Source organism: Hymenobacter rubidus (genome assembly GCF_016734815.1).
Classification (GTDB): domain Bacteria; phylum Bacteroidota; class Bacteroidia; order Cytophagales; family Hymenobacteraceae; genus Hymenobacter; species Hymenobacter rubidus.
On record NZ_JAERQF010000012.1, the window covers coordinates 45,553 to 57,976 of the forward strand.

Annotated in this window: 12 protein-coding genes; 9 read left to right on the top strand and 3 right to left on the bottom strand. The window is 60.7% G+C overall.

Annotated elements, in window-relative coordinates; translation table 11 throughout:
* Positions 1-2 precede the first annotated feature (2 nt).
* Together JKL48_RS10605 and JKL48_RS10610 are read left to right on the top strand one after the other, a co-directional pair.
* Positions 3-3,422 carry a methylmalonyl-CoA mutase family protein gene (locus tag JKL48_RS10605; RefSeq protein WP_201982206.1) on the top strand — a complete coding sequence of 1,140 codons (3,420 nt, stop codon included), beginning with the start codon at positions 3-5 and terminating at the stop codon, positions 3,420-3,422.
* 107 nt (positions 3,423-3,529) lie between these two features.
* Positions 3,530-4,039: a hypothetical protein gene (locus tag JKL48_RS10610; protein WP_201982207.1), complete on the top strand. Its 510-nt coding sequence runs from the start codon at positions 3,530-3,532 to the stop codon at positions 4,037-4,039.
* 423 nt (positions 4,040-4,462) lie between these two features.
* Here the strand turns inward: JKL48_RS10610 and JKL48_RS23400 are convergent, their stop codons facing one another.
* Positions 4,463-4,591, bottom strand: coding sequence for a hypothetical protein (locus tag JKL48_RS23400; RefSeq protein ID WP_262895992.1), 129 nt, complete (start codon positions 4,589-4,591; stop codon positions 4,463-4,465).
* Positions 4,592-4,919: 328 nt separating this feature from the next.
* On the opposite strand from JKL48_RS23400, the gene JKL48_RS10615 reads away from it, so the two are divergent.
* Entirely contained in the window at positions 4,920-5,270 is a 351-nt protein-coding gene (locus JKL48_RS10615) for a type II toxin-antitoxin system RelE/ParE family toxin (RefSeq protein ID WP_201982208.1), read from the top strand.
* Entirely contained in the window at positions 5,245-5,547 is a 303-nt protein-coding gene (locus JKL48_RS10620; protein WP_201982210.1) for a helix-turn-helix domain-containing protein, read from the top strand. The genes JKL48_RS10615 and JKL48_RS10620 overlap by 26 nt, the downstream gene beginning before the upstream one ends.
* 189 nt (positions 5,548-5,736) lie before the next feature.
* Here JKL48_RS10620 and JKL48_RS23405 read toward each other — a convergent pair whose 3' ends face one another.
* Positions 5,737-5,865 carry a hypothetical protein gene (locus tag JKL48_RS23405; protein WP_262895992.1) on the bottom strand — a complete coding sequence of 43 codons (129 nt, stop codon included), beginning with the start codon at positions 5,863-5,865 and terminating at the stop codon, positions 5,737-5,739.
* 446 nt (positions 5,866-6,311) lie between these two features.
* On the opposite strand from JKL48_RS23405, the gene JKL48_RS10625 reads away from it, so the two are divergent.
* The 3 genes from JKL48_RS10625 to JKL48_RS10635 all read left to right on the top strand — a co-directional run bounded on the left by JKL48_RS10625 (position 6,312) and on the right by JKL48_RS10635 (position 8,923).
* Positions 6,312-7,313 carry an NADP-dependent oxidoreductase gene (locus JKL48_RS10625; RefSeq protein WP_201982213.1) on the top strand — a complete coding sequence of 334 codons (1,002 nt, stop codon included), beginning with the start codon at positions 6,312-6,314 and terminating at the stop codon, positions 7,311-7,313.
* Between the two features lie 214 nt (positions 7,314-7,527).
* The gene (locus tag JKL48_RS10630) at positions 7,528-8,121 is read left to right on the top strand and encodes a histidine phosphatase family protein (protein WP_201982215.1); all 594 of its coding nucleotides are present in this window, start codon (positions 7,528-7,530) and stop codon (positions 8,119-8,121) included.
* A 70-nt stretch (positions 8,122-8,191) separates the two neighbouring features.
* On the top strand, positions 8,192-8,923 hold the full coding sequence (locus tag JKL48_RS10635) for a hypothetical protein (RefSeq protein ID WP_201982218.1): 732 nt from the start codon (positions 8,192-8,194) through the stop codon (positions 8,921-8,923).
* Positions 8,924-8,958: 35 nt separating this feature from the next.
* Here JKL48_RS10635 and JKL48_RS10640 read toward each other — a convergent pair whose 3' ends face one another.
* On the bottom strand, positions 8,959-9,798 hold the full coding sequence (locus JKL48_RS10640; protein ID WP_201982220.1) for a DoxX family protein: 840 nt from the start codon (positions 9,796-9,798) through the stop codon (positions 8,959-8,961).
* Positions 9,799-9,991: 193 nt separating this feature from the next.
* On the opposite strand from JKL48_RS10640, the gene JKL48_RS10645 reads away from it, so the two are divergent.
* Positions 9,992-10,810 (top strand): helix-turn-helix domain-containing protein, encoded by an 819-nt coding sequence (locus tag JKL48_RS10645; RefSeq protein WP_201982222.1) that lies wholly within the window; start codon positions 9,992-9,994, stop codon positions 10,808-10,810.
* Positions 10,811-10,837: 27 nt separating this feature from the next.
* Entirely contained in the window at positions 10,838-12,376 is a 1,539-nt protein-coding gene (locus JKL48_RS10650) for an FAD-dependent monooxygenase (protein ID WP_201982225.1), read from the top strand.
* Positions 12,377-12,424 lie beyond the last annotated feature (48 nt).

Below are 12,424 nucleotides of genomic sequence, written 5' to 3' on the forward strand. Positions count from 1 at the left end.
CTATGCACCCCGCTCCCACCGCGCCCTATAAGCCCCAAAACCACGTTCGCATCGTCACCGCCGCCGCACTGTTCGACGGCCACGACGCGGCTATCAACATCATGCGCCGCATTATTCAGAGCAGCGGCGCGGAGGTGATTCACCTCGGGCACAACCGCTCGGTGCAGGAAATCGTGGACTGCGCCATTCAGGAGGATGCGCAGGCCATTGCCATTACCAGCTACCAGGGCGGGCACAACGAGTACTTCAAGTACATGCACGACCTGCTGAAGGAGCGCGGCGCGGGCCACATCAAAATCTTCGGCGGCGGCGGCGGCGTGATTCTGCCCACCGAGATTGCCGAGTTGATGGGCTACGGCATCACCCGCATCTACTCGCCAGACGATGGTCGGGCCATGGGCCTGCAGGGCATGATTAACGACTTGCTGGAAAGTGCGGATTTCCCGACGGGTGAGAACCTGAACGGCGAGGCGGGCCACGTGAAAGAGAAGGATGCCCGCAGCATCGGCCGTCTAATTTCGGCGGCGGAGAATTTCCCGGAGGAGTTTGAGCGGGTGAAAGGCCAGCTGGTGGCCGACTTCCAAGAGAACGAGGCCGACCAGAACCAGATGCTGGCTTCCAAGTCCTCCGCTCCTATTCTCGGTATCACAGGTACGGGCGGCGCAGGCAAATCAAGCTTGGTGGATGAGCTGGTGCGGCGGTTTCTGATGGACTTTCCGGACAAGACCATTGCCATTATTTCCGTGGACCCCAGCAAGCGCAAGACCGGCGGGGCGCTGCTCGGCGACCGGATTCGAATGAATGCCATCAACTCGCCCAGGGTGTACATGCGCAGCCTGGCCACGCGCCAGAGCAACCTCGCGCTCTCGCGCTACGTGCAGGACGCCGTGGACGTGGTGCGCGCCGCCAACTATAATTTGATTATCCTCGAAACATCCGGCATCGGCCAGTCCGACACCGAAATCATCGAGCACTCCGACGCCAGCCTCTACGTGATGACGCCGGAGTACGGCGCGGCCACGCAGCTGGAGAAAATCGACATGCTCGATTTTGCCGACGTGATTGCGCTGAACAAGTTCGACAAGCGCGGGGCCCTGGATGCGCTGCGCGACGTGCGCAAGCAGTACCAGCGCAACCACGGCCTCTGGGACACGCCCACAGACCAGATGCCGGTGTTCGGTACGATTGCATCCCAGTTCAACGACCCGGGCATGAACCGGCTGTACCGGGCGGTGCTCAAGATGCTGGAAACCAAAACCGGGGCCACCTTCGCCTCCCACCTGGAAACCAGCGCCGAGGATTCGGAGAAGATTTACATCATCCCGCCGCACCGCACGCGCTACCTCTCGGAGATTGCCGAGAGCAACCGCGCTTACGACCAGCGCGTGAAGGAGCAGGCAAATATTGCCGAGGTAGCCGGAGCGTTTGCGAAGCTGGAGCAGCACTACCGCGACGAGAAAAAGAGCAGCGACAGTATGGTGGGCGAGTTCGAGAAGAACAAGCAAACCCAGTTGCGCCGCCTCGACGCCGACAGCCAGGCTATTCTGGAAAACTGGGAAAACACCTTGCAGAACTACCGCAACCCGGAGTACGTGTACTCGGTGCGGGGCAAGGAAATCCGGGTGCAGACGCACACCAAGTCGCTGTCGGGAAATATGATTCCGAAGGTTTCGGTGCCGCGCTACACGGGCTGGGGCGACCGCCTGCGCTGGGCCATGCAGGAGAATTTCCCCGGCGAATTCCCCTACACGGCCGGCGTGTTCCCCTTCAAGCGCGAAGGCGAGGACCCGACCCGCATGTTTGCCGGTGAGGGCGGACCGGAGCGCACCAACCGCCGCTTCCACTACGTGAGCATGGGCCTGCCCGCCAAGCGCCTGAGCACGGCCTTCGACTCGGTGACGCTTTACGGCGAAGACCCCGATTTGCGGCCCGACATCTACGGCAAAATTGGCAACGCGGGCGTGAGCATCGCCTGCCTCGACGATGCCAAAAAGCTCTACTCGGGCTTCAACCTGGCCAACCCCAGCACCTCGGTTTCGATGACGATAAACGGCCCGGCGGCTACGCTGGCGGCATTTTTTATGAATGCGGCCATCGACCAGCAGTGCGAGCTGTACATTAAGGAGCATGAGTTGACGGACGAAGTCAATGCCAAAATCGACGCGCTGTTTGCGGCTAAGGGTCAGCCCCGGCCCCGCTACCAGGGTGAGCTGCCGGCCGGCAACGACGGCCTCGGCCTGCTCCTGCTCGGCGTGACGGGCGAGGACGTGCTGCCCGCCGACGTGTACGCCGCCATCAAGGCCAAGACGCTGACGCAGGTGCGCGGCACCGTGCAGGCCGACATTCTGAAGGAAGACCAGGCCCAGAACACCTGCATTTTCAGCACCGAGTTTGCGCTGCGCCTGATGGGCGACGTGCAGGAATACTTCATCCGGCACGCGGTGCGGAATTTCTACTCGGTGTCGATTTCGGGCTACCACATTGCCGAGGCGGGCGCCAACCCCATTACGCAGCTGGCCCTGACGCTGAGCAACGGCTTCACGTTCGTGGAGTACTACGTGAGCCGGGGCATGAGCGTGAACGACTTCGCGCCGAACCTGAGCTTCTTCTTTTCCAACGGCATCGACCCGGAGTACGCCGTGATTGGGCGGGTGGCGCGCCGCATCTGGGCCAAGGCCATGAAGCTGAAGTACGGCGCCGACGCCCGCAGCCAGATGCTGAAGTACCACATCCAGACCTCGGGCCGCAGCCTGCACGCCCAGGAAATCGACTTCAACGACATCCGCACCACGTTGCAGGCGCTGTATGCCATCTACGACAACTGCAACTCCCTGCACACCAATGCCTACGACGAGGCCATCACCACGCCCACCGAGGAATCGGTGCGCCGGGCCATGGCCATTCAGCTCATCATCAACCGCGAGCTGGGCCTGGCCAAAAACGAAAACCCGCTGCAAGGCTCCTTCATCATCGAGGAGCTGACCGACCTGGTGGAAGAGGCGGTGCTGCTCGAATTTGACCGCATCACGGAGCGCGGCGGCGTGCTCGGGGCCATGGAAACCATGTACCAGCGCGGCAAAATCCAGGAGGAAAGCATGCACTACGAGATGCTGAAGCACACGGGCGAGTACCCCATCATCGGGGTGAATACCTTCCTTTCGTCGAAGGGCTCGCCCACGGTGGTGCCGGCCGAAGTCATCCGGGCCACGGAGGAGGAAAAGCAGTACCAAATCGAGATGCTCAACATCCTGCACGCCCGCAACGCCGACCAGACCGACACCCGCCTCAAGCGCCTGCAACAAGTGGCCGTGCGCAACGAAAACCTGTTCGAGGAGCTGATGGAAACAGTGAAATTCTGCTCACTCGGCCAGATTACGAACGCGCTGTTTGAGGTCGGCGGCCAGTACCGGCGGAATATGTAGGGTTACCAAATCTGAAATTCACTATCTCACAGATGTTAATAACTTCTACTAAATTATCAACATCTGTGAGCCTTAAAAACGCATATTTTTTTCTAAAGTAGAGCAGTATGGATTTTACAAATTTAAACTCATTTGGAGCGCCACAAATTTATCAGCCTAAAAATCGGGCGGTATTATCATACGAATCTTTAGAAAGTATGATATCGTATTGGAAACGTAATTATAAGAATGTACTTGAAGTAAAATTTGTCGCACCTGAAACACGGATTAATTGGGAATACACAATTATTCGATGTACTTATATGGTTAAATTCTTGAAAACACTTTATTCAAAATGCCCTGACAAAAGAATTTACAACGTAACGTTCGTATGGAAACCTTTTTGGAAAGAGACGACCTTTGCCATTGAGGACGATTCAGCCAACTATACTTTTATTGTTAAATCTGGATTTTTTGTCCGTGATTTTGACTACAGCAATGTCATACCACAACAGCTTCATATTGAAAGTGGTAAATTTCTTGACAAATTAATAGCGCAGTTATTAAATGAATTACCGCTCGAAGATTCCAATAGAATTTTAGCGCGCTTCGACTCTATCAAAGCCGAAGAGAATTGATTTCTTCTACCAGTTTCTCGATTTATATGAGCATATTTGATTTACTTATCGGTAATTCATCTACTTAACGTCCTGTCTTTTCATCCTAGCCGTATTGACTTAACGGGACAATTCCTACACTTACCGGCCCAACTGCTCCGCAATGTTCCGCGCGTCAATGGCCACTTCTTCAGCCTCCTCAGCCACTCAAGAGGCGGCGGGGGCGCTGGGAGCGGGCAGTTCCCAGACACTTCAAGCTTCCTCAGCGGCGTCGAGAGGCACCCAGGGCACGGGGGCGGGCGTTTGGGCCGGGCGGGGGCACCTCAAGCTTCGGCAGCGGATGGCCTATTTCCCGGAATCTTTGCATCTTTGCGCAACTTCCGGCGGCTGGGCATAGTTACAGTCCAAGGCAGGAAGGACTTGCGTCCCTCCTGCTGGCTACGGTTAGTGTTGCAGCACCACATAAGTGGCAGCGGCTAACACCAGCCACCGGCCAAACTGCGCAAGCAGCTTCACCGGGAGCCTGACGACGATTACCACGTAATCACCGTCGCTGTTTGGTTTGTTCTCCATCGTCTTCAATGTAATGGGAGGGACAAATCACCCACTTCTCGAAGCCCGTGGTTTGCCGACCACGGGCTTCGCTCGTTTTAGCCGAAGCCAAATGGAGCACCGTGGTTGGCGGGAGACTACCGCACAGTGCGGCAAAGCTACTTCGATTGGCTGAAACGGCAACCTCTCGCCCCTATCCAGCGCAATTCCCAGAGACAGTCCCAGCTTCTTCAGCGGCTTCGAGAGACGCCAAGGGCACGGCGGGCGGGCGCTGGGGGCGGGCGGCGGTGGGAACAAACAACAAAGCGGCCCGGTTGTCTGATTGGACAACCGGACTTACTTTTGCCCGATGGCCAAAAAGCGCGAACTGTTCTTCTTCAAAAACTATTTCCGCGACTTCTATGCCAGCCAGAGCGAGAAAGTCAAGAAGAAGATTCTATGGACGCTGCGGGTGGTGGAAGACCTGGACCAGATTCCTGAACTGTACTTCAAGCACCTGACTGGCACCGATGGCCTGTATGAAATCAGGGTGCAGGTCGGAAGCGACATCTTTCGCATCTTCTGCTTCTTCGATGCGGGCAATCTGGTGGTCGTGGGCCACGGCTTCGCCAAGAAAACGCAGAAAACGCCGCAAGCAGAGTTGGACAAAGCCCACAAAGTCAAAGCCGAATATCATGAAAGTCAACGAAAATCTTACTAGCCTGGACCAATTCATTGAGCAGGAACACGGCGCTATTGGCACGAAGCAACGCGAAGAATTTGAGGCCGGCTATGAAACGTTCAAGCTAGGTGTGCTTTTGCAACAGGCGCGTCAGGCTAAAGGGCTGACGCAAGCGCAGCTGGCCGAGCGCTCCGGCACGGATAAGGCCTATATCTCCAAGTTGGAGAATGATTTGAAGGATGTGCGGCTGTCAACCTTGCAGCGCATTATTGCCGATGGACTGGGCGGGCACCTGGAGTTTTCAATAAAATACTAACTCTAGGTACCGGTTTTACCGCTTCCCCAGCGGAATTAAGCGGCGCCGGGGGCACGCGCAGGAGGTACGCGAAGCTTCGGCAGCGGCGGCAGTTTTCCCGGAATCTTTGCATCTTTGCGCAACTTCCGGCGGCTGAGCGCAGTTACAGCCCAAGGCAGGAAGGACTTGCGTCCCTCCTGCTGGCTACGGTTAGTGTTGCAGCACCACGTAAGTGGCAGCGGCTAACACCAGCCACCGGCCAAACTGCGCAAGCAGCTTCACCGGGAGCCTGACGACGATTACCACGTAATCACCGTCGCTGTTTGGTTTGTTCTCCATCGTCTTCAATGTAATGGGAGGGACAAATCACCCACTTCTCGAAGCCCGTGGTTTGCCGACCACGGGCTTCGCTCGTTTCAGCCGAAGCCAAATGGAGCACCGTGGTTGGCGGGAGACTACCGCACAGTGCGGCAAAGCTACTTCGATTAGACGGAATGGCATTCTCTCGTTTCACTGTACTTAGCTTCCCAGACACGCCCAGCTTGCCAAGCGGCTCTAAGCGGCGCCAAGGGCACGGGAGCGGGCGTTTGGGGCCGGGCAGGTCTATCGTATCAACATCGTCTTGAATCGTATCAAATCGTATCACTCACCACTTGGAGCCGGGCGCGGCGGCGCGACGCGGCCCGCTTCGGCAGCGGCTTTGGGGACGCGGGGCATTTATCCTACCTTGTGAGGGCTACATCTCGCGTCCGCTGGATGAGCGCACTACCTCAACACCTCGCAACATGAAGGCATTTGTACTAACGCGTTATGGCAGCAACAAAGAGATACAGGCCGCCGAGATGCCGGAGCCGCTGGTAAAAGCGGATGATGTGTTGATTCAGGTGAAAGCGGCCAGCGTCAATCCGGTGGATTTCAAAATCAGGGACGGGCAACTCAAACAGGTGTTGCCACTGCGCTTCCCGCATATTTTGGGCAACGATGCGGCCGGCGTGGTGGCACGGATTGGGGCGAATGTGACGCAGTTTAAGCCCGGCGACGAGGTATATGCCCGGGTCGACGTGGACCGAATGGGGGCTTTTGCCGAATATGTGGCGGTGAACGAAGCGGCCGTGGCCCCCAAACCAACGAGCAGCACTATGGAAGAGGCCGCTGCCATGCCGCTAGTGGCCCTCACGGCTTGGCAAACGCTGCGCGACGTGGGCAAGCTGCAACCCGGGCAACGGGTGTTCATTCACGCCGGTTCGGGCGGTGTGGGCACGGTGGCCATTCAGCTGGCGAAACACTGGGGGGCCTTTGTGGCCACTACCACGAGCACGGCCAATGTGGAGTGGGTGCAAAAGCTGGGGGCCGACCTGGTCATCGACTACAAAAAAGAGGCGTTTGAAAACGTACTGGCGGGGTACGACCTCGTGTTGGACACGCTGGGCGGCGAAGCGCTGGATAAGTCTTTCCAGGTGTTGAAAGCCGGCGGCAAAGTCGTTTCCGTGGCCGGGCCGCCCGACCCGCAGTTTGCCAAAGAACAGGGCATGAATTGGTTTTTGCAGCAGGTGATACGGCTGCTCAGCTTCCGCGTCCGCCGGCTCGCGAAAAAGAACCAGGCCAGTTATTCCTTCCTGCTGATGCACCCGAGCGGCGCGCAGCTGCGCGAGCTTGGAGCGCTCCTGGACGCCGGCATCGTACGCCCGGTGGTTGACCGGGTGTTCCCGTTTGAAGCCACCAAAGAAGCGTTGGAATACCTTGAAACCGGACGGGCCAAGGGCAAAGTCGTGGTTCGAATGAGCTGATTATGCGGCAATGCATGACCTGGCGTGGGGGCAGGAATTTTGCGCGACGCCGCGGCCCGCTGCGGCAGCGGTGGGATGCTTTAGGAGCGTAAGAAGCGCTTTCCCAAAGCCCGGCTGTAACCCTGCGCCGGCCGGGCTAGTATGCCGCAGCTAACTCGTTGCCGGGTTGGGCGTGCTTTGCCTGATTCCAGCCTCTTATCACGGCCATTGCTTTATGATTGACCATTTCACCGAATTAGATAGGACCAAGCTGTTTCTGCTGTACCATCTGAACCCCGTGCATCCCAAAGCGCCGCCGGTACCCAAGGGGCCGTTGCTGCGGGTGGTCATTATCCGGCACGGCGAAAAGCCCACCGAGGGCGACAACCTTTCGGCCGAAGGGCTGGCCCGGGCGCTGGCCCTGCCCGACGTGCTTAATGAGCTGCTGCCCCGGCCCCCGGATTTCACCTACGTGCCGTGCATCGGCACCGACAAAGAGGAAACCACCCGCGTGCGGATGATGCAAACCGTGCTGCCCTACGCCGTGCAGCACAACCTGACCATCAACAGCGACTACGCACCCGACGAAATCAAGGGCCTCGCGAAAGAGCTGCGGCGCCTCCGCGGCACCGTGCTGCTGGTGTGGGAGCACCACAACATTGTGAAAATAGCCGAGGCCCTGGGCATCGAAGAACCCCAGCAGTGGCCCGACGATGACTACGACAGCATCTGGAGCATCACGTTCAAAAAAGGCCGCCCCAAGGGGAAAGCCCGGCAGCCGGTGCTCAAAAAGAGCCGCCAGGGCATTGAGCCGGCGGCCGGTTCGTAGTCCGAGCCCCTGTCGGTGCGCGGCCCGCGCCCTCCCCCTTTCACCTCCTCTGCTTCCGGTAATCATGCGGATGAACACGCTGCGCAATACGGTGCTGGGCTGGCTGCTGGCCGGCCTCGGCGCCTGCTCCCCAAACGCTACTTCGGAAGTGCGGGTGGAAGGCAAAACCACCGCCGATGGTCACCAATACACCCTGTTTTATCCCCAGGGCCTGGCCGTGCGGGTGATGACCGTGCGGCCGGACGTGGCCGACGGCCGCTACCAGCTCAGCGTGGCCGCCGCCTACACCGATTTGGACACCGGCCAGCCCCTCGACCTGCTGGTGAGCAACGGCCGCCTGCGCCAGGCCCGGGCCCAGGTGGGCTTTCTGGATGGCGTGCTCACCCTGCTCGGCGACTCGCTCACCATTGCCCGAATTCCCATGGGCCAGTCGCCGCCCCTGGCGGAGCTGGAGCGCGTGGGCAGCCACCGGGGCACGGTGCTGCTACAGGAGCTGCTGGTATTTGAGGGCCGGAACCTGCGTGCCGCCGGCGGGGCCGTTTTCCAGCGTCGGGCCCTGGTGGAGCTGGCGGGCCGCCGGTTTGTGGTGGTGGAAAGTACTTCGGATGCGATGACCATGCAGCAGTTTGCCGACGACCTGCTGGAGCTGGGCGCCCGCAACACCCTGTACCTGGACATGGGCGGCTGGGACGAAGGCTGGTACAAAACCGGCCCCCAGGTGGTGAAGCTGGGCCACCGCCGCACCGACACGGCCCGGCAGTCGAACTGGCTGGCGTTTGTGAAGCGGGATTCGGCCGATTGAACAACACCCCCGCCCAACCGGGCTGACGCGCTTTCTTACCGGGGCACCACATCAAACCGCGCCCGGTACACGGTGGTATCGGCGGGGCCGAAAAGGATACGGCGGTTGGCTTTCTCTTTCAGCTCAAAGTCGCCGTTGAGGGTGAATTTTACCTCCGTCACCTTGTAGCCGGTGTGCGTGGTGACGACAGCGCGGTAGAGGCTGTCTTTCCGGATGGGCGTCAGCAGCAGGTCGGAATCCCAGCTCAGGGGCTTGTCGCGGCCGCGCAGGCCCACTTGCTGCACGTTGGGGTGGCCGCTCACGTCGAGCAGGTACACCACGGTTTTGTCGTGGGCTGGCTGCACGCAGCCGGGCAGCAACAGTGCCGCCACGGCCAGCGCAACCAAGCCAGGCCGGAGGCGCGGCACCGCCGGTTTCGTCAGCAAATAGTCGAGCCCGAAGCGGCCGGAACCCAGCACCAATGCCGGCAAAGCGGCCCACAGAAAGCCGGCAGCCGGCAGCATGTTCCACAGCCCTTGCTGCCATTGCTGCATAAACATGGCCACCAGCATGGTGCAGCACACTAGCAATGCGGCCGGCCGCGTGAGCAGCCCCAGCACCAGCAGCACGCCGCCGATGGCTTCGCTGAAGGCCCCCATCCAGGCGAAGAAATTGGGAAACAGCGCGAAGATGCCCCCGTAGGCCGCCACATCCTGCGGAAACCAGAAGGCCACCTCAAACAAGCCCAGGTTGTTGTCGGGCGGCGACCAGGGCAGGCCGAATTTGGCGGCCCCGAAATTGGCGGCCAGCAGGTAGCCGCACACGATGCGCGGGAGGGCAAGCAGGGCGTCCTGCCACCAATGTGGCAGGGTGAGGGGGCGACAAAGCTGACGCATAAAAAAGGGAGGAAATGAGCCGCAGGGCCTGGGCCCAGGCAGCGCCTGATGAACCCGACAAAGGTGAAGCGTCGGGTTGGGCGCCGGGGCTCAAATCATCCGTTGGCCCGTCTCAACTTATAATTTGGGGCAGATTGGCTGCATTGGAGGGCTATTTTGAGACTAGCCCGGGCGCGTGGTGCTATCTTCCCTTATGCATCACCAGGAATTTGAGCCCCCGGCGGCGTTAGCCGAAACCATCAAGTGCCTGTGGTATGACCGGCTGGAATTCGGGGCAGCGCCCACGGCCTTCGAGGTTCAGCCGGACGGCTACGCGGAAATCATCTTTTACTTCGGCAGCCCCTGCGGCGTGGCTACCCCGGCGGGCGTGCAGAGGCTGCCCTCCCCTTTTATGGTGGGGCTACTCAACCAGCCGGCGCATTTCTACGCGCAAAACCGGCTGGAAATCATCGGCATTCGGTGTTTCCCCTGGACGGTATTCGACCTGCTTGGCCTGCCGCCCGCGCAGGATGGCGTGCGCGTGATGCGGCACCCCATTGCCGGGCTGCAGGCGCCTTTGGCGCAGTGGTTGGAGGCCGGAAAAATTGCCGAAGCCCTGGCGGAGGTGAAACGGTATTTCCTGCAACGCCACCCCGATGCCGCCCCCGGCCCGCTGCTGGCGAAAGCCGGCGGGGCCATGCGCGCCGCCGGCGGCACCCTGCCGGTGAGCCAGGTGGCCGCGGCGGCCCACGCCACGGTGCGCACCCTGGAACGAAGGTTTAAGCAAGCGGCAGGCTACACGGTGAAAGACATATCTAGCCTGATGCGGTTCGAACAGGCCCGCAACCACTTGTGGCACCATCCGTCGGCCAGCCTGGCCGGCCTGGCGCACGAGCTGGGCTACACCGACCAGGCCCACCTGAGCCGGGAATTCAAGCGTTACAGCGGCACCACGCCCGCCGCCTTTGCCCGCAAAGCCCGGAGCCGGCAGCAGGCGGTAAGCCCCGATTTTGTCGCGTTTCTACAAGACTAAGGAACGAGGCCGCCAGAGCTTTGTGGCATGAAAACCACTCTGAAAAGCGCGGGCTCCACCCCCAATCAACCGATTATTTACGACGTCATTATTGCCGGGGCCGGGCCGGTGGGGTTGTTCCTGGCCTGCGAGCTGGGCCTGGCCGGCTGCTCGGTGCTGCTGCTGGAAAAAGCCGAAAACCCGCACTCGCCCCTAAAGCAGCGGCCCTTTGGTATCCGGGGCCTCAACGCCCCTTCGGTGGAAGCGCTGCACCGCCGGGGACTGCTGCAGGAGCTAGAGCTGCACAAGCGCCTCAAAAACCCGCACCAGAACACCGAACCAGAAACCCGTCGCCAGGCCGGGCACTTCGCCGGCATCCCCTTTTATGAGGCCGATGTTGACCCCAAGCAGTGGCCCTACCGCTTGCCCAGCGCCACCGCAACCAGCCTCTTATCGGAACTGGCTGAGTTGGAAACGGTGCTCACGCGCCGCGCCGAAGCCCTGGGCGTTGAAATCAGGCGCGGGCTTGGGGTGACGGGCTTAGAGCAATCCGAAGCTGGCGTTACGGTGCAGGCCGATGTCCACACTTTCGCGGGCCAGTGGCTGGTGGGCTGCGATGGCGGCCGGAGCGTGGTGCGCAAGCTGGGCGGATTTGAGTTTGCCGGCACCGAGCCCGAGTTCACCGGCTATACCGCTCAGGTGAACCTGGCCGACCCCGAGAAGCTCCGCCCTGGCCGCAACCTGACCCCCACCGGTATGTACCTGCAGTCGCAGCCCGGCTACCTCATCATTCAAGATTTTGACGGCGGCACATTCCACACTTCCGGCCAGCCCGTCACGCGTGAGCACGTGCAGGCGGTGCTCCGCCGCATCTCCGGCACCGACGTCACCATCAGCGCCCTGCATCTGGCCACCACCTGGACCGACCGGGCCCGGCAGGCCACCTCTTACCGCCACGGCCGGGTGCTGCTGGCCGGCGATGCCGCGCATATTCATTCGCCGCTGGGCGGCCAAGGGCTCAACCTGGGCCTGGGCGATGCCCTGAACCTGGGCTGGAAGCTGGCGGCCACCCTCCGCGGGCAAGCGCCGGCCGGGCTGCTGGACAGCTACTGCACCGAGCGCTACCCCATTGGCGCGTGCGTGCTGGACTGGTCCCGCGCCCAAGTGGCCCTCATGAGCCCCCAGGGCCGTGCGCTACATGCCATCGTCCGCGACTTGCTGGCCACGCGCGACGGGGCCACCTATTTCGCCGGCCGTGTCTGGGGCATCGGCACGCACTACGACCTCGGCGCGGTCCACCCGCTGGCCGGCCACAGCGCGCCCAACTTCGCTTTCGACGACGGCACGACGCTAGGCGACCTCTTGCAAGATGGCCAGGGCCTACTGCTTGATTTTGAAGATAATGCCTCGCTGAAAACCGCGACGGAGGCGTATGGCGGCCAACTGAAGTATGCGGCCCGTCAGGCGCAGGCGCAGCTGGGCTTAAGCGCGGTGCTCATCCGGCCCGACGGTGTGGTGGCTTGGGCAGCGGATGAAATCCCTGATGCGAGCGCATTCCAACAAGCGGCGGCCCGCTGGTTTGCCTGAACGTATTCAGCCCCAAACTTCTCTGGCGCGCTACCAGAAATCAACAAG